The organism is Eubacterium ramulus (assembly GCF_045002895.1).
In the GTDB taxonomy this organism is placed as follows: Bacteria; Bacillota; Clostridia; order Lachnospirales; family Lachnospiraceae; genus Eubacterium_I; species Eubacterium_I ramulus.
Map to the genome: position 1 here is coordinate 296,653 of NZ_CP173382.1, position 19,262 is coordinate 315,914.

Genomic DNA, 19,262 nt, shown 5'->3' on the forward strand with positions numbered 1-19,262 from the left:
ATGTTAGCGTTTTTTTACATTTTATCTTATACTAAAAGCAGCATAAGAAACCGGAAATAAATGGTGGAAGCGAGGTTATACAAATGAAACAGAGTATTTATATAGAATGTTATGAGGGGCTGAGTGCCCGGATGCTGACAGAAGCATTGCTGGATTTGATGCCGGAGGGAAAAGCTGCGAGAAAACTGGTGGTCGGACTGCGGAAACTGTCCTGCTCCGAAGCAGCAAGACAGGAGATGCTTCACAATATGCAGGAACGGATCCATGAGTTTGCCCTGCCTGCGGATGCGGAACGACTATTTGCCCGTGCATACGGGATCTGGCTGAATGCAAAAGCAACGGTGGAACATGTGGAACCGGAAGAACTTCGTTTTTCCAAAAGAGATTTTGACGGTGTGATCGCGATGATGACCACAGCAATCGGAATGGAACAGTTGCAGATCGGTGAGGTGATCTGCCCGGTATTATATGAAGGATTTGAATGTATCACAACGCAGGATGGCAAAAAACAGGTGCCGCTGCCGGAGACACTGTACATTCTGATGGATACAGGTATTGCATTGCAACGGATGGAGCGGGATGGAGCCTGGGTAACACCGGAAGCAGCGGCACTGCTGGCAGCGTGTAAAATTGTACGTCATCTGCCGAAACAGTATCAGATGATCAGTCAGGGAGTCGGAAACGGTGTATCTTCGGAAGGAGAGCCGGCCCGCCTTCGTGTCGTCCTGCTCCGCAGAAATTCTGTGGCCAGACAGATGAGACCGGAGGTTCTGACACCAAAGAGGGCGGAACTGGAATTACTGACGCCGGATTCGGCAGAGCCCAAATTCATACCACTCAAATCTGTGGAAAAGGAAGAACAAAGATCAGAACCAGGATCAGATCAAAATGTACCCGGAAAAGCTGTGAAATCAGGACAGCCGGATCATGAAACAGGACAGGTAAAAACAGTATCAGAAGATTTTGCGGTATATTCTGAGGGAGCAGTGTGTACAGACGCTGACAGGTACAGAAGAATGGATGTATCTGCATGGACTTCCGCAGATGAGATCTGCAAACTGGAATGCAATCTTGATGACTGCAGCGGAGAAGTGCTTGGTTATACGATGGAACGTCTCATGCGGGAAGGGGCACGGGATGTCAGCTATATGCCAATTTATATGAAGAAAAACCGGCCGGCGTATCTGCTGACGGTATTGTGCCATCCGGATGACCAGGAACGGATGGAGCAGATCATTTTTGCGGAAACGACAGCTATCGGAATCCGACATGCAATTATGCAGCGGAGCATCCTGCACCGGGAGACTGACCAGAAAAAAAGTTCCTTTGGCAAAGTGGCAGTAAAACGTCTGCAGAAAGAGCAGGGAAAGGTGCTGACACTGGAATATGACAGTGTGGCAGCGATTGCACGAAGCACCGGACTGCCATTCCGTGACGTATATCGCAGTATAGAACTGGAACTATCCGGAAAGAATGAAAAAGGAGAAGAGACGACATGATCTATGTAGCTGTGATTGTGGCAATCTGTCTGGCGGAGCTGTTGATCCGCCGGTACATCAATCAAAATGTGGAAGAAGATGGACAGAAATGGGGAAAATGTGGTGTCCGTCTGCGAAAATATCACAATTATGGTATGGCAAATGATACGTTAAGAAAACGTCCGATGCTGGTAAAAATCATTGGCGTTGTGGTGGTGAGTTTTCTTGCGGTGGTATTTTTGTTCCTGCTGACATTGAAAGGAGAAAAGGCAGGAAAATGGGGTCTTGCCCTGATTCTTGGCGGTGGACTGGCTAATCTGCTGGAGCGGTTTGTACATGGATATGTGACAGATTACCTGCAGTTTCGTGTGCCGCTGGCCTGTTTGAGAAAACTTATCTATAACGTCGCGGATCTGTGTATCTTTGCCGGAACAGCAGTCTTATTTTTCCGGGAGCTGGCAGAAGCGGTCAGCTGACCGCTTCCGCAGCGATGCCATTCTGACGCAGAAATACCTGAACGAGCCGGTCCCATTCCTGTTCCAAAGACTTGTCCAGGGAAAACAGCCGGTAGGATATACCTGTGGTACAGGTCAGCACTTCATTTTTATAAGTGAAATGCACATACATACCGCTGATATCTTTGGATGTAAAATCGGTGCCGGAACGTGTGATAGTCTTTTCCTGGTTTTTCGGGGAAAGCAGAAATACGAACTTAAAAAACAAGGGTTTCTTTTTGCCCTGCATTATTTTCAGGCAGCTCGGCCGCAGCAGGGAAAACGGAAGGTAGGACAGATCCTGCAGATGCAGCGTGTCCAGTTCTTCCGGTTCATAGTAATCCGGATGGAACGAGCCATCGATGGTATAAGTGGCAGCCTGGGTGATCACTGCTTCCTGAAGCAGAAAATGGTCACACATGCCGTCCTTTAACAGTTTATTGATAAAAGTACCGATCTCGGTGAGTTTCAATGCAATCATGCGGAATCTCCTGTTCACAAAAATGTATGATTGTGGTATGATAACCATTTAAGATCTATTATAAAAGTGAACAGAAAAAAAAGCAATAACAAAGATGGGTTACAGTTCACTCATGGTGCGTGTGAACATCGTGAGTGTCTGTGCTGTCTATGATAGAAAGAACGGGGACAACTGAGTGAGAAAGAAAAAAATGTGTGTTTACAGACGGATGGGCATTGTGCTGCTCATCAGCTGTATGGTACTGGTGCTTGGAAGCTGCGGAGGCAAAAAAACGGATATGACGGAAGTGGCAGACCGGGTGGAAAAAATGGTTACCGGGAACAATCCGTTGCAGGTAAAGACGGTTTCGCAGGACAAATATGCGTACAACACATTGGATGATGCGACGAAACTTGTATATGACGAAATCTTATATGCGATCGTACATCGAAAAAAGGAAGTACAGATTGCTACCACAGATGTGGAGCAGATGGAGCTTGCATATCTGGCGGTGCGGTATGATTACTGTGATCTGTTCTGGCTGAAGCAGTTTTCCTATGTGACATACAGCAGGGACGATGAGATCACAGCCATTGAAATCACACCGGAATACAGCATGACAGCGGCAGAACAGAAAAAGACACAGAAGGCGATTGATAAGGAAGCGGACCGGATGCTGGCGGATGCACCGAAAGAGGGCAGTGATTATGAAAAAGCGCTGTATGTGTTTAAAAAACTCATCGACGAAGTGGATTATGTGGAAGATTCCGCAGATAACCAGAACATCATCAGTGCTTTTCTGAATCATGAAACCATCTGTCAGGGATATGCCTATGCGACGCAGTATCTGCTGGAAAAACTGGGGGTTTCCTGTACGACAGTCATCGGAAATGTCAGTGACGGACCGCATGCATGGAATCTGGTGCAGCTGGACGGAGCATATTATTATATGGATACTACCTGGGGCAATTCCCAGTATCTGTCCCGGCAGTCGGAACAGAAAGAATCTGTGCTTTCCAAATATGTGGACTACAATTATTTCGGGGCTGCCACAGCAGATATTATGCAGTCCCATACACCGGACAGCAGGATTCCGCTGCCGGAATGTACAGCGGTAAAAGATAATTATTATGTGCACGAAGGCCGTTATATTACCGAATGGAATCAGGATGTTATCGGGGCTTTGTTTGGAACTGCATATAATAACAGAGAAGAAATGATGCAGGTAAAATTTGCCAGTGTAGATCTGTATGAACAGGCCATGCAGTATTTTGTGGAAGAATACGGAATCGCAAAATACTGTCCGGGACTTCAGAGTTTTCATTATATGGAAGATATCGAGGGCTGTGTTCTTTTCATTGTATATGATTATTAGAAAAAGGAAGTGCAAGATACTATGGGAAAAAAGATCAATCTATCACACAATCTGATGGGCTGCCGGTTGGACAACTGGATCCGCCTGAAGCGAAGCAATCCGATCACAGAGGAAAATAAAGGCCAGGTGCGGCTGATCACGGCGGTTTCTTCCATTCTGGCAATTCCCGCATTTCTGGAATGGCTGGTGTTTTATGTTCCGATCAAGCGGACAAAGATAAAAAAAGATCCGGTATATATCGTTGGTTACTGGCGTTCCGGAACGACATTTTTACAGAATCTGCTGACCAGGGATCCACAGTTTGGATGGTTTGATCCGGTGCGTACCGTGACGTTCAGCAATTGTATTTTCATGAAAGGAATCCTTGCAAAAGCTCAGAAAAAACTGCTGCAGGGAGCGCGGCCGATGGATAATTTGGAATATACACTGGATCTTCCGATGGAGGAAGTATTTGCCCAGGCAACGATTTCTACGCAGGCCATCAGCCATATGCTGGTATTCCCGGATGGCGGCAATGGTGTCAAATACATTGAAACAGCTTTTATTGATGAACAGGATGAAAAGCGGCAGCAGGAATGGCGTAAAGCCTATGATTACATTCTGAAGAAGGTCACATATCTGTATGGCGGCAGACAGCTTTTACTGAAAAGCCCGGAGAATACCTGCAGGATCGGTGCCCTGAAGCGCTGCTATCCGGGTGCAAAATTCATCAATATTTACCGAAATCCGTACACTGTTGTCATGTCCACCATCAATATGTTTACCAAGGAGATGGGGCTGTTCTGCTTGAATGATCCGGCACCATATGAAGTGATCGAGGACGTGACGATTGATCTGTTCGAACGCATTTATAAGAAAGCATTCCGGGAACTGGAAGAAATGCCGCCGGAGGATCATATCGATATCAAATATGAGGATTTCTGCAAGGATCCGAAGGGATATGTAAAGCTGATCTATGAACATCTGGGGATTGACGGATTTGAGGAGGCAAAACCTTACTTTGACGCATATCTGGAGAGTCAGAAGAATTACAAAAAGAACAAATTTGAACTGACACCGCGGCTGCGGGATAAGATCAATGCAAAACTCGGATTTTATTTTGAACATTATGGATACGAGATGCAGAAGTAACGTTGCAGTGTTACGTGAGAACAGTAACAGGGCTGACCCATCACAAAAAAATAAGATAAAACAGGTGCAAAATAACAGTATCTGGTGTATACTTTTATTCTAGGATCAAAAGATACGTTGCGGGATGTTCCGCAGGTATGATAGAAAGGAGAATTTCATTATGGAAAAAATTAGTGACAGCATGAAAAAAATCTTATTGGCAGGTATTGGCGCAGCAGCTACAACTGCAGAAAAATCCAAAGAAATTCTGGATGATCTGGTTAAAAAAGGCGAACTGACGGTTGAGCAGGGAAAAGTGCTCAATGAGGAGTTAAAGCATAATGTAAAACAGACATTCAAAAAAGATGAAGAGAAAGATCCGGCTGATGTATTAAAAGGAATGTCCCCGGAGCAGATCGCAGCTCTGAAAGAAGCAATTGCCCAGAAAGAAGCTGCGGATGCAGCGCAGGATGATGAAGAGGAAGCACCGGACGAAGCGTAGAGAGTGTTTTTGACAGCTTTACCGGAATAAATAATAGGAAAATATGAGTGAAAAAGAATCAAACGGAACCCGTTTACGGGAAATAATTTCAGTCATACACAAACATCAAATTGCCAGGGGGGTAACGCCGGAAAAGCTGCGCCTTATCCTGGAGGATCTTGGCCCAACTTATATTAAGCTGGGCCAGATTATGTCCATGCGCTCTGATATTTTTCCGAAAAAAATCTGTGACGAATTTATGCGTCTGAGATCGGAAGTGACACCGATGCCATTTTCAGAAGTCCGTGAGGTCATTGAGCATGCTTACGGTACGAAGCTGGAGGACGTGTTTGAAGAAATTCAGGAAACTCCTATCGGTTCGGCATCCATTGCACAGGTGCATAAAGCAAAGTTGAAAAGCGGTGAGACAGTAGTAGTAAAAGTGCAACGCAAGGGCATTTACGAGACCATGTCCCGGGACATCGCATTTTTGCATCGGGCTGTCAAACTGATGCCGCCAATCAATATGGCCGGTCTGGTGGATATGAATCAGGTGCTGGATGAAATGTGGGTAGTAGCACAGGATGAGATGAACTTCCTGGCAGAAGCTGCGAACATGGAAGAGTTTGCGCGACTGAACAAAAATGTGGCATTTGTCACAAGCCCGATGCTGTATCGGGAATATACGACCACCCAGGTGCTGGTGATGGAGTACATTGACGGTATCGGAGTAGATGAAAAAGAAAAACTTCTGGAAGCGGGCTATGATCTGGATGAGATTGGATCTAAAATGGCAGACAACTATGTGAAGCAGATAATGGAAGACGGATTTTTCCATGCAGATCCACATCCGGGTAACATGCGTATCCGGGACGGAAAAATTGTCTGGATCGACATGGGGATGATGGGACGTTTTTCTCAGCGTGATCAGGTGTTGTTAGGAAAAGTGATCAAAGGAGTGGCTACGAATGATGTGAGTCTGATCGTGGAAGCCGTACTTTCACTGGGAGATTTTCATGACAAGCCGGATCAGAAACTGCTGTATTCGGATATCGGAGACTGGCTGACCAAATATGGCAATGCAAATTTTGGCGGACTGAACATGGGAACGCTGATGCAGGATCTGATGGATATTATGAAAGAAAACAGAGTATCCATGCCTCACAGTCTGACCATGCTCGTACGCGGGTTGACAACCATAGAGGGTGTCATTGCAGAAATCGCCCCGGATATCAATGTGGTGCAGGTGGCGGCGGCACGGATGTCAGGAAACCGGTTTTCCACTTCTAATATGAAAGAGGAACTGCACATTGGTGCGAAGGAAGTGTGGCAGGCATTGCAGAAGGGGATTAAGATCCCGTCCTATATTTCCGATCTGCTGCGCAGTTATATGCATGGGCAGACCAGTATCAATCTGGATCTGCATGCCACAGATGATTTGACACTGATGCTGAATGCACTGGTGCGGCGCCTGGTTATGGGATTTCTGATTATGGCATTGCTGATCAGTTCCAGTATTATATGCACCACAAATATGGAACCGAAACTGCTGGGAATTCCGGCATTAGGCGCAATCGGTTATTTCCTCGCCATTATTTTTACTGCGCTGGTGTTTATCAGTCATATTCGGTCCAAAAAGAAAAAACGATAGAGAGAAAAGAGATTTATAAGTTATGAAAACAAAAGCAAATAAACCGGCAAAATCAAATATTGCGAAAATGGCGATCGTGGGCGTATTGTCTGCAATCGCCTATTTACTGATGTTTATGGAATTCAGTGTTCCGCTGATGCCGGTATTTATTAAAATGGATCTGTCTGATTTCCCGGCACTGATCGGAAGTCTCGCAGTTGGTCCGGCAGGTGGTATTATCATCGCACTGATCAAAAATCTGCTTCATCTGACTGTCACATCTACCGGTGGAGTCGGAGAACTGTCAAATTTTATTCTGAATGCAGTATTTATCCTGCCGGCAGGATTATTATATAAGAAAAAGAAATCAAAAAAGAGTGCCTGTGGAGGAGCAGTCCTGGGTGCCATTTTAATGGCTTTGGTCAGTGTGGTATCGAACTATTTTGTGGTTTATCCGGTATATTATAACTTCATGCCGGCAGACACGATCCTGGCCGCTTATCAGGCAATCTTTCCGGGAGTAAAAAGCATCTTGCAAAGTCTGATCGTCTTCAATATGCCATTTACTTTTGTAAAGGCGATGATCAGCGTGGTCATTACGTTTTTGGTATACAATCATCTGGTACCGATCCTAACGATGAACAAACGCAGCGAATAAACAGTATAGAAAAAGGAGAACAAAAAAATGAGTAAGTACAGATTAGACACAACTTGTGTACAGGGGGGATATCGTCCGGGAAACGGTGAGCCGAGACAGATTCCGATCGTTCAGTCCACCACCTTCCGTTATGAAACCAGTGAGGCAATGGGCAGATTATTTGATCTGGAAGATACCGGGTACTTTTACACCCGTCTGCAGAATCCGACCAATGACACGGTAGCAGCAAAAATCGCAGAGATGGAAGGTGGAACCGCAGCAATGCTGACATCTTCCGGACAGGCAGCAAACTTTTTCGCACTATTTAATGTGTGCGAGTGTGGCAGCCACATTGTAGCGTCTTCCGCTATTTATGGAGGAACGTTCAATCTGATCGAAGTGACAATGAAAAAAATGGGGATTACAGCGACATTCGTAGCACCAGACTGCACAGAAGAAGAACTGAATGCAGCATTCCGGGATAATACAAGAGTTGTATTTGGTGAGACGATTGCAAACCCGGCACTGACAGTTCTGGATATCGAAAAATTTGCAAAAGCAGCACATGCACATGGAGTGCCGCTGATCGTGGATAATACGTTCCCGACACCGGTAAACTGTAATCCGTTCAAATGGGGGGCAGATATCGTAACTCATTCCACGACAAAATATATGGACGGGCACGGTGCTGCAGTAGGTGGAGCCATCGTAGATTCCGGTAATTTTGACTGGATGGCACATGCGGACAAATTCCCGGGACTTTGCACACCGGATGAATCTTATCATGGAATCACTTATGCAGAAAAATTCGGACAGGCTGGAGCGTTTATCACAAAATGTACGGCACAGCTGATGCGTGACCTGGGAAGCATTCAGTCTCCGCAGCATGCATTTTATCTGAATCTCGGTCTGGAATCCCTGCATGTGCGTATGCCGCGTCATGTAGAAAACGGACAGGCTGTGGCAGAATTTCTGGCAAACCATCCAAAGGTAGTGCGTGTAACATACAGCGGACTTCCGGGAGACAAATACTATGAACTGGCACAGAAATATCTGCCGAAGGGTGGCTGTGGTGTCGTATCCTTTGAACTGGAAGGCGGCCGTGCAGCAGCAGAAAAATTTATGAAGCATCTGAAACTGGCAGCCATCGAGACACATGTGGCTGATGCAAGAACCTGCTGTCTGAATCCGGCGACATCTACACACCGCCAGATGACAGATGAGCAGCTGGAGGCAGCCGGAATTCCGGCGGGACTGGTGCGGATGTCCTGTGGTCTCGAAGACAAGGAAGACCTGATCGCAGATCTCGCACAGGCTCTGGATGCCATCTAAACGGATATAATGGAACTGAACGAAATAAAAGAAAACGGACACAGTGATGTTATGTTATAACTTTTGACATATATGTTCACGCCGATGAAAAAACGGAAACCAACGCAGACGATAGGAAAATGCTCCGTGTCTGTGTTGGTTTCCGTTTTCAACTTTTTCTTATAAAAAGATAAAAAAACTAAAGTCGACTGATAATGTCGCGTTTGTAATTCAGAAACGTTTCCGTCAGATAGAAATCATCAGGCCTCGGTTTCTGCTCATGAATCACGATCTCGTCCTTGATTTCACCCGGCGTACCGTTCAGTATATAGATACGGTCCGAGAGCAGAATTGCTTCATCGATATCATGGGTGATAAAAAGCGTGGACAGGTCGATATGCGTCATGATGTTCAGGTACCATTTGTGGATGTTGGATTTTGTAATAGTATCCAGCGCGGAAAATGGTTCGTCCAGCAGTGCGACACCATTGGACGACAGATAGGTCCGCAACAGTGCGGCACGCTGGCGCATACCGCCGGAGAGCTGGCTCGGGTACTGATACTGGGTACCGTCCAGTCCGAATTCTGCGAAGAGCGGATCTGCTTTTGCCCGGGCGTCTGCTTTCTTCATTCCTTTTAAAATAAGCGGAAGTGACACATTATCAATGATTTTCTTGTGTGGCAGCAGCAGATCTTTCTGAAGCATGTAACTGATCTGGCCGGGCGTGGAAGTGATATCCCGGTCATTGAGATAGACATGCCCTTCATCAGGAGTGGTCAGTCCGGAGAGAATGTGGAATAACGTTGTCTTTCCGGAACCGCTGACGCCCAGGAGACAGACCAGCTCGCCCTGATGCAGTTCAATGTTGATGTCTTTGATGATCGTGCGCTGACCATATGTTTTTGTAATATGTTCTGCTTTTAATAATGCCATTTTAATTTCCCAGATAGTCGTTTGTGAATCCTTTGCCGGTCAGATCTGTGGATGTCAGATTATTTTCTGCCAGCCAGCTGTAAAATGCATTCCAGCGGTCTGCATCAATGAAGCCCCATTTGGCTGCATCTGCAATATACTGATCGGAAATATACTGCTGGGAAGCCTGAACCAGCTCTTCAGAACCTTTCAGGGAACCGGTGTTGTCACCTGCAATCAGCATGTTTGCTGCATCTACCGGATTCTGGACTGCATATTCATAACCTTTCTGTGTTGCTTCCAGGAATTTTTTTGCAATATCCGGATGCTCCTGTAAGAACGTATTGTTTGCAATGATCACCGGTGTGTAGTAATCAAATACCGGGTTGATATCTTTAAAGAAGAAGAAATCACAGTCTGTATTTTCCTGTTTTGCGTTGATGCCGCCCCAGCCGTAGAATACCCAGATGGCATCTGTCTGATGAGCAGCCAGTGCAGCCGGCTCGTCTGTGATGTCGTTCGGAATCAGTTTTACTTTGCTGAAATCACCGCCATCCTCGCTGACAACTGTCTCCAGAGTAGCAAGCTCGATCGGAGATTCCCAGGTGGAGTAAGTCTTGCCTGTCATGCCGGCCGGTGTATCAATGCCGTCACCTTTACGGGACATGATACCGGATGTGTTATGCTGTAATACAGCAGCAACAGCTGTGATATCAAGCGGGGCATCAGAGTCCAGGGATGCTGCCATGGTGTCCTGTGCCTCAATGGCAAACTGAGCCTGACCTGCGGAACACATCAGAGCAGCACCGTCCTCTGGCGGTTGTACGATCTGAACGTCCAGACCTTCCTGCTCATAATATCCCATCTGCTGTGCCACATACAGACCGGTGTGGTTGGTGTTCGGTGTCCAGTCCAGACAGAACGTGATTTTTGTCAGATCTTTGTTATCCTTTTTGGAAGTGTTTTCCGCAGCAGCGGAAGAGCTTTCAGAAGCATTTCCTGCATGGTTGCCTGTGTCGGTGTTTCCGCAGGCAGCCATGGAAAATACCATAGCGGCAGCCACAGACACAGCGGCAAGTTTCTTTAAATAATCTTTTTTCATGTTTCATTTCCCTCTTTTTCTGTTCTTATCCACGGCATGGATAGATTTCTGATAATGTTGACTGCGAGCATCAGCAGAAGACTGATGATTACGATAAAAATAATGACGGCAAACATCTTGTCAAAGGAGTATGCCTTTTTGACACGGGTCATATAGACACCGAGTCCGTTAAATCCGCCCAGCCACTCTGCAACCACAGCACCGACAACGGCGTAGGAAGCAGAAATCTTCAGACCGGAAAAAAACTGGTTTAAGGCTGATGGAAATTTCAGATGCCGGAAAATCTGGAATTTGGTGGCACCCATGGCGCGCATCAGATTCACTGCATCCGGATCGACACTTTTATAACCGTCCAGCAGACCTATCGCAATCGGAAAAAAGGTGGTGATGACCACCAGGGCGACCTTCGGTGCCATGCCAAAGCCCATCCAGAGTACCAGAACCGGTGCAATGGCGATGGTCGGAATCGTCTGAGTAATGACCATCAGCGGATAAAATGCCCGATTGATGGTGAGAAAGCGATCCATCAGGGTGGCACTGACAAAGGCCAGCAGGATACCGATGCAGAGTCCGTAGAAGGCTTCCTGCAACGTATATCTGGCGTGCATCAGGATCAGCGGCATGTCAGAGATCAGTGCTTTTGCCACATTGACCGGGGAGGGCAGCATATAAGCCGGAACCAGCCCAGATACACAGAGCAGATACCAGGCGAGCACGATCAGAGCCAGTGCGGCGATGGCCGGAAACTTACTGGTGATGCTTTGTAACTTTTTTGTCAATGGTCAGTACATCTCCCTCTGGTTTAAAAGAAATTTTTACATAAGTATTCATTGCCGGGCAGCCTGCTTTTGCAGCAACCAGCTGGCAGTTTTTTACAATTTCCATGAGCTCATCATAGTCCCCTTCAATAGATGTCTCGCATGGTCCTACATAATAGTTCAGACCGGTGGATTTGATATAGTCAATCACTTCATCCACGATACGGATGACTTCGTTTTCATCTGTTACGGTTGGCAGTACCTGAATCGCTACACTTGCGTTCATAATTATTTTCCTCCTGATAAAAAATGCCTGTGAAGTGAAAATCAGAAAAATATCTGCCGGTGGCAGGCGCTAAAAATGCATAACAGTATTCCGATATACTTCCAGGGCTGACATTGTCCAGCTGGTATCATACAGCACAGATTTTGGGATGTCAACCAATCCTAAATAATTTATTAAGGAAATATTTCTTGTAAATTAACAGGAAAGATGATAAAGTGAATGAGACCTATAAAATGTAATCAGGATATGGGTCTTTTGACACCAAAATCAATTTGACAAAAAGTAGTCTGTTTGCGTACAGAAAAATTGCTGTGGAAGAGTTCCATGGCTTATCTGCATGTGGGAAAACAGACTATTTGGTTTCCATTCACCTCAGTCGTGGACTGAACCTGAATTTTGAATAGCCGGCAGGGCAGATGCAGGCAGCCGGCGGGAAAAGGAGTAAATGCTGATGAATGCGAAAATAATTATTGCAACACATAAAATGTACGATATGCCTCAGGATGACATTTATCTGCCGGTACATGTCGGCAGGGAAGGAAAAGATGCATTGCCATATCAGCCGGATAATACCGGAGACAATATTTCCGCAAAAAATCCGAGCTACTGTGAGCTGACCGGACTGTACTGGGCGTGGAAAAATCTGGACTGTGATTATCTTGGACTGGCACATTACCGCCGTCACTTTTCTATGAAGAGCAGATCTTTCCGCAAAAGTCATACACCGATGGAGTGTGTACTTACCGGGGATGAGCTGGCACAGCTGATTCCGAAGTATAAGATCATTGTTCCGAAGAGACGGAACTACTATATCGAATCACTTTATTCTCATTATGCGCATACTCATTATGCGGAACATCTTGATATTACCAGAGAAATCATCAGTGAAAAATATCCGGATTATCTGGAAAGCTTTGACAAAGTAATGAAGCAGACCGGCGGATATATGTTTAATATGTATATAATGGAAAAATCTCTGTCAGATGCATATTGCAGCTGGCTGTTTGACATTCTGTTTGAACTGGAAAAACGTGTGGGAGACAGAGAGTATTCCTTTTTCCAGGGAAGATTTTACGGAAGAGTCAGCGAGATCATCTTTAATGTATGGCTGATGAATCAGAAAGAAGAAATCAAAGAGATTCCTTATATTCATATGGAAGAAATCGACTGGAAGAAAAAAGGAATGGCCTTCCTGAAAGCAAAATTCGGGAAAAAGAAATACGAAGGAAGTTTTTAGGGGAGGATTATGCAATACAGGACAACAAAAAGAGAAAGTTTCTTTCTGATAATCTACACCGTATATATGATCGTATTGCTCCTGTCACAGACTGCGTTTGAGGAAATGGGTGCGGCATCTTCTATCTTTAAGTATGTCCGTTACCTGTGCTATTTCCTGGCAGCGCTGCTTATTCTGCAGGACAGTTACCGGGAAAAACAGATCTGGGGCGTGGCAATCCTTGGTGTACTCACGGTGGGAACCGTAGTCTGCTCCGGCAACAGTACGTTCATTTTATACCTGATCATGATTCTTGCTGCAAAGGAAGTCAATGTCAGAACCATCGTAAAGCTGACCTGCATCATACAGGGAGCGATGCTGCTGTCAATCGTGGTCATGTCACAGATCGGTATCATACCGGATTATATCTTTGATGCGTCTACCCGTCAGCGGCACGGACTTGGATTTTTATGGACGACAACAGGTGCGATCCTTTATTTTTACTTTATGGTTCTTTATATTTATTTGCGAGAAGAGCGTGCACACCTGATCGAGTATGTGATTCTGGAGGCAGTAAACTTCGGGTTGTACAAACTGACCGATGCCCGTATGAGTTTTTATCTGTCCACATTGCTGCTGGTTTACGTCTATGTCATGCGTTTCTACTGGCAGAACCGCAAGGATCGGATCCGCAAGAACCGGCTTCTGATCGGTGCACCGGCATTTTTCTGTATCCTTGCCGTGGCATGTCAGATTTTTTATATACCGACCGATGCACGTTGGCAGAAGATCAACAGTGTGCTTTCCGGACGACTGGAACTGGGATGCTTTGGATGGAGAGATTATGGCTTTTCTCTGCTCGGAACAAAAATCGAGTGGATCGGTTTCAGCCACAATGCAACGGCAGGAGCTTATAATTATGTAGATTGTTCCTACATGCAGATTTTGTTGGAAAACGGTCTGATTCCGCTTGTCATTATCATAGCTGTATATACTTATATTATGTATATGGCCGTAAAGGAAAAAGATTTTTATCTGCAGACGGCAGTGCTTCTGATTACTGCATTTTCTATAACAGAGCCTCGTCTGCTGAATCTTGCATACAATCCGTTGCCGTTTTTCGGCATCACTTATATCAGCCTGCGTGGCAGAAGTGCGCTGTTCCACCGGGAAGGCCACCGTCTGAACCGGCGTGTGCGGTTTCGTACCACACATGTGAGGCTGAAGGCAAGAAAGTAACAACAATGAATGAATACAGGAATAACGAGAATGAGTAAAAACAACAAATCAGTAAAAGTCAATTTTATTATGAATGCAATCCTCAATCTCTCTGCTGTGATCTTTCCACTGATCACATTCCCGTATGTATCGCGAATCCTGACACCGACAGGAACCGGGCGGGTTTCCTCTGCTGTGGCGCTGGTGACATATTTCGCAATGGTTGCACAGCTTGGTATCCCTACCTACGGTATCCGTGCATGTGCGATCGTCAGGGATGATAAGGAGAAACTGTCCCGGACGGCACAGGAGATCTTTATCATTAATATGATCATGTCAGTGATCGTATACGGAGTATTTTTCGGGGCATTGTTTTTTATCCCGGAAATGGCAGAGGACAAGACGTTGTATCTCATCTGCAGTACAACAATTGTGTTCAATCTTATCGGAATGGAGTGGCTGTATAAGGCACTGGAGGAATACAGCTACATTACAAAACGTTCCCTTTTCTTTAAATTCATTGCGCTGGTGCTGACCTTTGTGTGCATTCATACAAAGGACGATTATTTGTTTTACGGAGTGACAACAATTTTTGCCGCATCCGCATCCAACGTGATGAACTTTATTAACGTAAGAAAATACATTACGCTGAAACCGCTGCGTAATTATGATTTCAAACATCATATGAAACCAATCCTGATCTTCTTTGGAATGTCTGTAGCGACGACGATCTATACAAATCTGGATACGGTTATGCTGAAGTTTATGCAGGGCAATGATGCTGCCGGTTACTATACAGCTGCCGTTAAAGTAAAAACGGTGCTGGTTGGTGTGGTAACATCCATCGGAACGGTGCTTTTGCCAAGAGTTTCATATTATATTGAGCAGAAACGTCACGATGAGTTCCGCAAGGTGACAGCGAAAGCCATGGAGCTTGTTGTGATGATGGCATTGCCACTGGTGGTTTACTTTATCATCTATGCAAGGGAAGCAATTCTGGTGCTGTCCGGTGCGGACTATATACCAGCCATTATCCCGATGCAGCTCATCATGCCGACGGTATTTCTGATCGGCTTCACGAATATCACCGGTATTCAGATTCTGATTCCGCAGGGCAGGGAGAATGTCGTATTGATTTCGGAAATCGTTGGAGCGGTGGTTGATTTTGCAATCAACCTGGTACTGATCCCGAGTATGGGAAGTTCCGGTGCAGCGATCGGAACTCTGGTTGCAGAACTGGCGGTACTGATCGTACAGGCGATTGCAATGTGGAAGTTCCTGATGGAGATCATGAGAAAAATAAAAGCAGGAAAAATCGTACTGGCCTGTGTGCTTGGAACGGTTGTGGCACTTTTGGTGCATCTGCTCCCGATAACGAACAGCTTTATGATTCTGGTCATTACCGCGTTGCTGTTTTTCGGCATTTACGGCGGAGGTCTTCTGTTGATGAAAGAGCCGCTGGTATACGAAGTGGTTGGTCAGATGAAAGAAAAATTCCTGAAAAAGTAAGATGGAGGCAAACATGGAGAAAAGAGAGAAAGAGTATACGAATCTGGATCAGGAACGCATTGTTACCGTTTCTGATCTGTTGAAAGAAATCCTTCGCCGGATTGGACTGGTGATCATTCTTGGTATCATTGTTGCAGCGTTATGCTGTGGCTATAAATATGCCAAAGACAGCAAAGCTGCGAAAGCTGCAAACAGTGAAGATACGACTACGACTATCAAACTTACCGACAAAGAGCAGACGGATGTGAATAATGTCATTGCTGTTCAGGACAATATGAAAGAGCAGCAGGCATATCTGGACAATTCTGTATTAATGCAGATCAATGCATATGACGAGAGCCGTGTGACTTTGCAGTACCGCATCATTACCGGCGACAAACAGCTCAGCAAAGATCTGCTCAGTGCCTATGATAACTATGTGACAAACGGCAGTCTGGCACAGGATATGATCAATCACGGTATAGATATGGATCTGCAGTATCTGACGGAGCTGCTTTACTTTGAAAAAGATTCTGATAAAGATTCTGATAAAGATGAGGGAAATTCTGACAGTACTGTGATCACAGATACGCCGGCATTGACCTTTGAAATCAGAGTGATCCATAAAAACCAGAAATCCTGCGAAGAACTGGCAGCAGTTATTCCGGAGTGCCTGAGTGATTTCGAGCAGAAACTGCAGGAATCTACCGGTGCACATAAGCTGAACCTGGTGGATCAGAGCTATGCGGAAGTAGTGGATCAGGGATTATGGACTTATAAAATTGACCGTGTCAATAGTGTTGTTTCCATGAAGGAACGTGTAGATTCTTTAAAAGAGAAACTCAGTGCAGATCAGGTAGCACTGGTAGAAAAAAATCTGCAGAAAGTAGATAAAAAAGATGTTGCCAAAAAAGAAGTTGTAAAAGCGCATATCAGTAAAAAATATGCAGTGCTTGGTCTGGGCATCGGAATTATTCTTGCAATCCTTTATATTGTAATTACTTACATCTGGCGCGGAACCATCAATAACGAAAAAGATGTGACCTATTTGTATGGCGTACAGCTGATGGGAACTTTAAAAGGTAAAAACAAGAAAAGTATGCTGCTTCGTCTGTATGACAACCTCCGGGGAAAGAAACCGGTGGACTTTTCTGTGGAAGAAGCAATCGTATGTGCAGATGTGACCGGTTATTGCAACAGAAATCAGATTCAGAAGCTGTTATTACTTTCCAGTGAGGAAGTGACAGAGACCGCATGGATCGATACACTGGTGAAAAAACTGAAAGAGGCCGGTGTGGAGGCCACTGTAGAGACAGACATCTTATCCAGCGCGGCTGCAAGAGAAAAAGCGGCCGGATATGAAGTGGCTGTCCTGATCGCACAGGTCCGCAGATCTGCATATGACACTCTTGAACAGGAACTGGGCTTCTGCCAGTTACAGAACATTCAGATTGCAGGTGCGATCGTAACCGAATAAAACATTAGGATCACGCACCGGATTCGTGTGTGTTTGACCTGGATCTCAGAATGAGGTAAGAAAAATGGGAAGAATGCGGCTTCTGACCGGGATTTTGTGTCTTGGTCAGAGGGTGCATTTTTACACTTTAAATGACACGGACCACACAGATGTGACCGTGAGAGAAAGAAAAAGGAGCAATCAAATGTCAGTATATGTGATCACGCATAAAAAATTTAACATGATTCCTCAGGAAAATTATAAAGTCTTATTGGTTGGCGCTTACCGCGGCCATGTATACGGAGACTGTTTTGACGATGCCGGTGACAATATTTCAGAGAAAAATGCAAACTATTGTGAGCTGACCGGTGTGTACTGGCTCTGGAAAAATCTGCAGAAAGATGATTATGTAGGCATTGTGCATTACAGAAGACTGTTTTCCAGATCTTTCAGTAAGAGCAAAAAACTTTCGGACAAAGATATCCGAAAACTGCTTGGAAAATATGATATTATTTTACCGTTTAAACAGAAGATGGAGCCGAACGTGCTGGAGCAGTTCTGCCAGATTTCCGGTCTGAAAAAAGATATGGACCGTGTGCGCGGAATCATTGAGCGCCAGTGTCCGGATTATCTGAGATCCTTTGACTCGGTCATGACAGATACGGAAGCGTATCTGTTCAATATGATGATCTGCAGCAGAGAGAAGTTTAACGCATACTGTCAGTGGTTGTTTTCTATTTTTGATGAACTGGAGCCAATGGTAGATCTGTCAGAATACAATGATTATCAGAAGCGTATCTACGGTTTCATCAGCGAACGTCTGCTGAATGTATGGGTGCGTCAGAATGAGCTGAAGGTATGTGAACTTGGCGTAGTCAATACAGAAGAAGACTGGTCTGCGGGCAAGAATTTCCTGACCGCCTGCAAACGTGTTCTGTTATATCATCTGCGGTAAGAAAGGACTGGGAGCAATATGAAAATAGCAGCAGTAGTTGTAACATTTAACCGAAAAGAATATTTAGTAAAAAATATCGAAGCATTACTGGCACAGGTCAATGCACCGATGGATATCCTGATCATCGACAACGCAAGTACCGACGGTACAGAAGAGACTATTCGTCATTACATGGATGCAGGACAGATCCTTTATGAAAATACCGGAGAAAACCTGGGAGGCGCCGGCGGCTTTAACTTTGGTATCCGACGTGCTTATGAGGCCGGTTATGATGCGATCTGGATCATGGACGATGACACTTATCCGCATCCGGATGCACTGGAGAAGTTCCTGCAGGCAGACAAAGACCTGAACGGCATGTATGGCTATCTGGCAGGAAAAGTGCTGTGGAAAGACGGCAGCTGGTGCGAGATGAATACCCCTAAATATAAAGGCGGCATGGCAGAAGGCAAGTACAAACAGATCGTACAGTCTTCTTTTGTATCTATGTTTATTCCGCGCAAATCTGTGGCAACCTACGGATTACCGATCAAGGAATTCTTTATCTGGGGCGATGATGTGGAATATACGAGAAGGATCGCACTGCGGGAACCGAGTTACCTGGTAGAAGACAGCCAGGTGCTGCATGATACCAAGAATAATGTGGGTTCCAACATCGTGTACGATGATGAGCGTATTGACCGTTATCGTTATGCATACCGTAATGAGATGTATATCGCATTGCACGAAGGATGGAAGCGCAGAGTTTATCAGCAGCTGAAGATCTGGTATCATATTGCGAAGATTCTTTTGAAATCTTCCCAGAAGAAGAGAAAGATCAGACTGATCCTGTCCGCATCCAAAGAAGGCAAAACATTTAATCCATCCATCGAATATATATCAGATGGGAGATAA

Annotated in this window: 19 protein-coding genes; 14 read left to right on the forward strand and 5 right to left on the reverse strand. The window is 45.3% G+C overall.

The genetic code is table 11. The annotated features are described in order from the left end of the window. The first annotated feature begins 83 nt into the window (after positions 1-83). Positions 84-1,499 (forward strand): nickel insertion protein, encoded by a 1,416-nt coding sequence (gene larC, locus ACIRUQ_RS01455; protein ID WP_022035113.1) that lies wholly within the window; start codon positions 84-86, stop codon positions 1,497-1,499. Further along, the gene (locus tag ACIRUQ_RS01460; protein ID WP_055290473.1) at positions 1,496-1,954 is read left to right on the forward strand and encodes a signal peptidase II; all 459 of its coding nucleotides are present in this window, start codon (positions 1,496-1,498) and stop codon (positions 1,952-1,954) included. The genes larC and ACIRUQ_RS01460 overlap by 4 nt, the downstream gene beginning before the upstream one ends. Here the strand turns inward: ACIRUQ_RS01460 and ACIRUQ_RS01465 are convergent. Beyond that, entirely contained in the window at positions 1,947-2,453 is a 507-nt protein-coding gene (locus ACIRUQ_RS01465; protein ID WP_055290474.1) for a DUF5721 family protein, read from the reverse strand. The two genes, ACIRUQ_RS01460 and ACIRUQ_RS01465, sit on opposite strands and share 8 nt — an antisense overlap. A 175-nt stretch (positions 2,454-2,628) precedes the next feature. Between ACIRUQ_RS01465 and ACIRUQ_RS01470 the strand changes: the two genes are divergently transcribed. From ACIRUQ_RS01470 to ACIRUQ_RS01495, 6 genes are all read left to right on the forward strand, one after another. After that, positions 2,629-3,807 carry a transglutaminase domain-containing protein gene (locus ACIRUQ_RS01470; protein ID WP_172679896.1) on the forward strand — a complete coding sequence of 393 codons (1,179 nt, stop codon included), beginning with the start codon at positions 2,629-2,631 and terminating at the stop codon, positions 3,805-3,807. 21 nt (positions 3,808-3,828) lie between these two features. Continuing rightward, on the forward strand, positions 3,829-4,938 hold the full coding sequence (locus ACIRUQ_RS01475; RefSeq protein ID WP_022035109.1) for a sulfotransferase: 1,110 nt from the start codon (positions 3,829-3,831) through the stop codon (positions 4,936-4,938). Positions 4,939-5,098: 160 nt separating this feature from the next. Beyond that, the gene (locus ACIRUQ_RS01480; RefSeq protein ID WP_055290476.1) at positions 5,099-5,419 is read left to right on the forward strand and encodes a phasin family protein; all 321 of its coding nucleotides are present in this window, start codon (positions 5,099-5,101) and stop codon (positions 5,417-5,419) included. Between the two features lie 43 nt (positions 5,420-5,462). Then, positions 5,463-7,049, forward strand: a complete 1,587-nt coding sequence (locus ACIRUQ_RS01485) for an AarF/ABC1/UbiB kinase family protein (RefSeq protein ID WP_055290477.1) — start codon at positions 5,463-5,465, stop codon at positions 7,047-7,049. A 22-nt stretch (positions 7,050-7,071) separates the two neighbouring features. Continuing rightward, positions 7,072-7,686, forward strand: coding sequence for an ECF transporter S component (locus ACIRUQ_RS01490; protein ID WP_021740381.1), 615 nt, complete (start codon positions 7,072-7,074; stop codon positions 7,684-7,686). Between the two features lie 27 nt (positions 7,687-7,713). Further along, positions 7,714-8,997 carry an O-acetylhomoserine aminocarboxypropyltransferase/cysteine synthase family protein gene (locus ACIRUQ_RS01495; protein ID WP_055290478.1) on the forward strand — a complete coding sequence of 428 codons (1,284 nt, stop codon included), beginning with the start codon at positions 7,714-7,716 and terminating at the stop codon, positions 8,995-8,997. A gap of 178 nt (positions 8,998-9,175) precedes the next feature. On the opposite strand, the gene ACIRUQ_RS01500 is transcribed toward ACIRUQ_RS01495, so the two are convergent. From ACIRUQ_RS01500 to ACIRUQ_RS01515, 4 genes are read right to left on the reverse strand one after another with little or no spacing between them, the layout of a single operon-like run. After that, positions 9,176-9,910, reverse strand: coding sequence for an ABC transporter ATP-binding protein (locus ACIRUQ_RS01500; protein WP_055290479.1), 735 nt, complete (start codon positions 9,908-9,910; stop codon positions 9,176-9,178). A gap of 1 nt (position 9,911) precedes the next feature. Continuing rightward, a complete protein-coding gene (locus tag ACIRUQ_RS01505) occupies positions 9,912-10,991 on the reverse strand; it encodes an ABC transporter substrate-binding protein (RefSeq protein WP_055290480.1) in 1,080 nt (359 codons plus the stop codon). Beyond that, positions 10,988-11,770, reverse strand: a complete 783-nt coding sequence (locus tag ACIRUQ_RS01510; RefSeq protein ID WP_055290481.1) for an ABC transporter permease — start codon at positions 11,768-11,770, stop codon at positions 10,988-10,990. The genes ACIRUQ_RS01505 and ACIRUQ_RS01510 overlap by 4 nt, the downstream gene beginning before the upstream one ends. Beyond that, on the reverse strand, positions 11,739-12,035 hold the full coding sequence (locus ACIRUQ_RS01515; RefSeq protein ID WP_055290482.1) for a thiamine-binding protein: 297 nt from the start codon (positions 12,033-12,035) through the stop codon (positions 11,739-11,741). The genes ACIRUQ_RS01510 and ACIRUQ_RS01515 overlap by 32 nt, the downstream gene beginning before the upstream one ends. A gap of 451 nt (positions 12,036-12,486) precedes the next feature. On the opposite strand from ACIRUQ_RS01515, the gene ACIRUQ_RS01520 reads away from it, so the two are divergent. The 6 genes from ACIRUQ_RS01520 (at position 12,487) to ACIRUQ_RS01545 (ending at position 19,262) form a co-directional block, all read left to right on the forward strand. Continuing rightward, positions 12,487-13,272 (forward strand): DUF4422 domain-containing protein, encoded by a 786-nt coding sequence (locus tag ACIRUQ_RS01520; RefSeq protein ID WP_022035100.1) that lies wholly within the window; start codon positions 12,487-12,489, stop codon positions 13,270-13,272. A gap of 9 nt (positions 13,273-13,281) precedes the next feature. Beyond that, the gene (locus ACIRUQ_RS01525) at positions 13,282-14,490 is read left to right on the forward strand and encodes a hypothetical protein (protein ID WP_021740376.1); all 1,209 of its coding nucleotides are present in this window, start codon (positions 13,282-13,284) and stop codon (positions 14,488-14,490) included. 30 nt (positions 14,491-14,520) lie between these two features. Then, positions 14,521-15,978, forward strand: coding sequence for a flippase (locus ACIRUQ_RS01530; RefSeq protein ID WP_055290483.1), 1,458 nt, complete (start codon positions 14,521-14,523; stop codon positions 15,976-15,978). A 13-nt stretch (positions 15,979-15,991) separates the two neighbouring features. Continuing rightward, the gene (locus ACIRUQ_RS01535) at positions 15,992-17,434 is read left to right on the forward strand and encodes a hypothetical protein (protein WP_055290484.1); all 1,443 of its coding nucleotides are present in this window, start codon (positions 15,992-15,994) and stop codon (positions 17,432-17,434) included. Positions 17,435-17,618: 184 nt separating this feature from the next. Continuing rightward, positions 17,619-18,368, forward strand: a complete 750-nt coding sequence (locus ACIRUQ_RS01540) for a DUF4422 domain-containing protein (RefSeq protein WP_022035097.1) — start codon at positions 17,619-17,621, stop codon at positions 18,366-18,368. Positions 18,369-18,386: 18 nt separating this feature from the next. Continuing rightward, positions 18,387-19,262 carry a glycosyltransferase family 2 protein gene (locus tag ACIRUQ_RS01545; protein WP_055290486.1) on the forward strand — a complete coding sequence of 292 codons (876 nt, stop codon included), beginning with the start codon at positions 18,387-18,389 and terminating at the stop codon, positions 19,260-19,262.

Excerpts from the sequence above, each read along its gene's own strand:
- ACIRUQ_RS01540 (WP_022035097.1), top strand. The coding sequence starts at position 17,619 with ATGTCAGTATATGTGATCACGCATAAAAAATTTAACATGATTCCTCAG.
- ACIRUQ_RS01520 (WP_022035100.1), top strand. The coding sequence starts at position 12,487 with ATGAATGCGAAAATAATTATTGCAACACATAAAATGTACGATATGCCT.
- ACIRUQ_RS01495 (WP_055290478.1), top strand. The coding sequence starts at position 7,714 with ATGAGTAAGTACAGATTAGACACAACTTGTGTACAGGGGGGATATCGT.
- ACIRUQ_RS01485 (WP_055290477.1), top strand. The coding sequence starts at position 5,463 with ATGAGTGAAAAAGAATCAAACGGAACCCGTTTACGGGAAATAATTTCA.
- larC (WP_022035113.1), top strand. The coding sequence starts at position 84 with ATGAAACAGAGTATTTATATAGAATGTTATGAGGGGCTGAGTGCCCGG.
- ACIRUQ_RS01490 (WP_021740381.1), top strand. The coding sequence starts at position 7,072 with ATGAAAACAAAAGCAAATAAACCGGCAAAATCAAATATTGCGAAAATG.
- ACIRUQ_RS01545 (WP_055290486.1), top strand. The coding sequence starts at position 18,387 with ATGAAAATAGCAGCAGTAGTTGTAACATTTAACCGAAAAGAATATTTA.
- ACIRUQ_RS01460 (WP_055290473.1), top strand. The coding sequence starts at position 1,496 with ATGATCTATGTAGCTGTGATTGTGGCAATCTGTCTGGCGGAGCTGTTG.
- ACIRUQ_RS01530 (WP_055290483.1), top strand. The coding sequence starts at position 14,521 with ATGAGTAAAAACAACAAATCAGTAAAAGTCAATTTTATTATGAATGCA.
- ACIRUQ_RS01480 (WP_055290476.1), top strand. The coding sequence starts at position 5,099 with ATGGAAAAAATTAGTGACAGCATGAAAAAAATCTTATTGGCAGGTATT.
- ACIRUQ_RS01525 (WP_021740376.1), top strand. The coding sequence starts at position 13,282 with ATGCAATACAGGACAACAAAAAGAGAAAGTTTCTTTCTGATAATCTAC.
- ACIRUQ_RS01515 (WP_055290482.1), bottom strand. The coding sequence starts at position 12,035 with ATGAACGCAAGTGTAGCGATTCAGGTACTGCCAACCGTAACAGATGAA.
- ACIRUQ_RS01535 (WP_055290484.1), top strand. The coding sequence starts at position 15,992 with ATGGAGAAAAGAGAGAAAGAGTATACGAATCTGGATCAGGAACGCATT.
- ACIRUQ_RS01505 (WP_055290480.1), bottom strand. The coding sequence starts at position 10,991 with ATGAAAAAAGATTATTTAAAGAAACTTGCCGCTGTGTCTGTGGCTGCC.
- ACIRUQ_RS01500 (WP_055290479.1), bottom strand. The coding sequence starts at position 9,910 with ATGGCATTATTAAAAGCAGAACATATTACAAAAACATATGGTCAGCGC.
- ACIRUQ_RS01465 (WP_055290474.1), bottom strand. The coding sequence starts at position 2,453 with ATGATTGCATTGAAACTCACCGAGATCGGTACTTTTATCAATAAACTG.
- ACIRUQ_RS01475 (WP_022035109.1), top strand. The coding sequence starts at position 3,829 with ATGGGAAAAAAGATCAATCTATCACACAATCTGATGGGCTGCCGGTTG.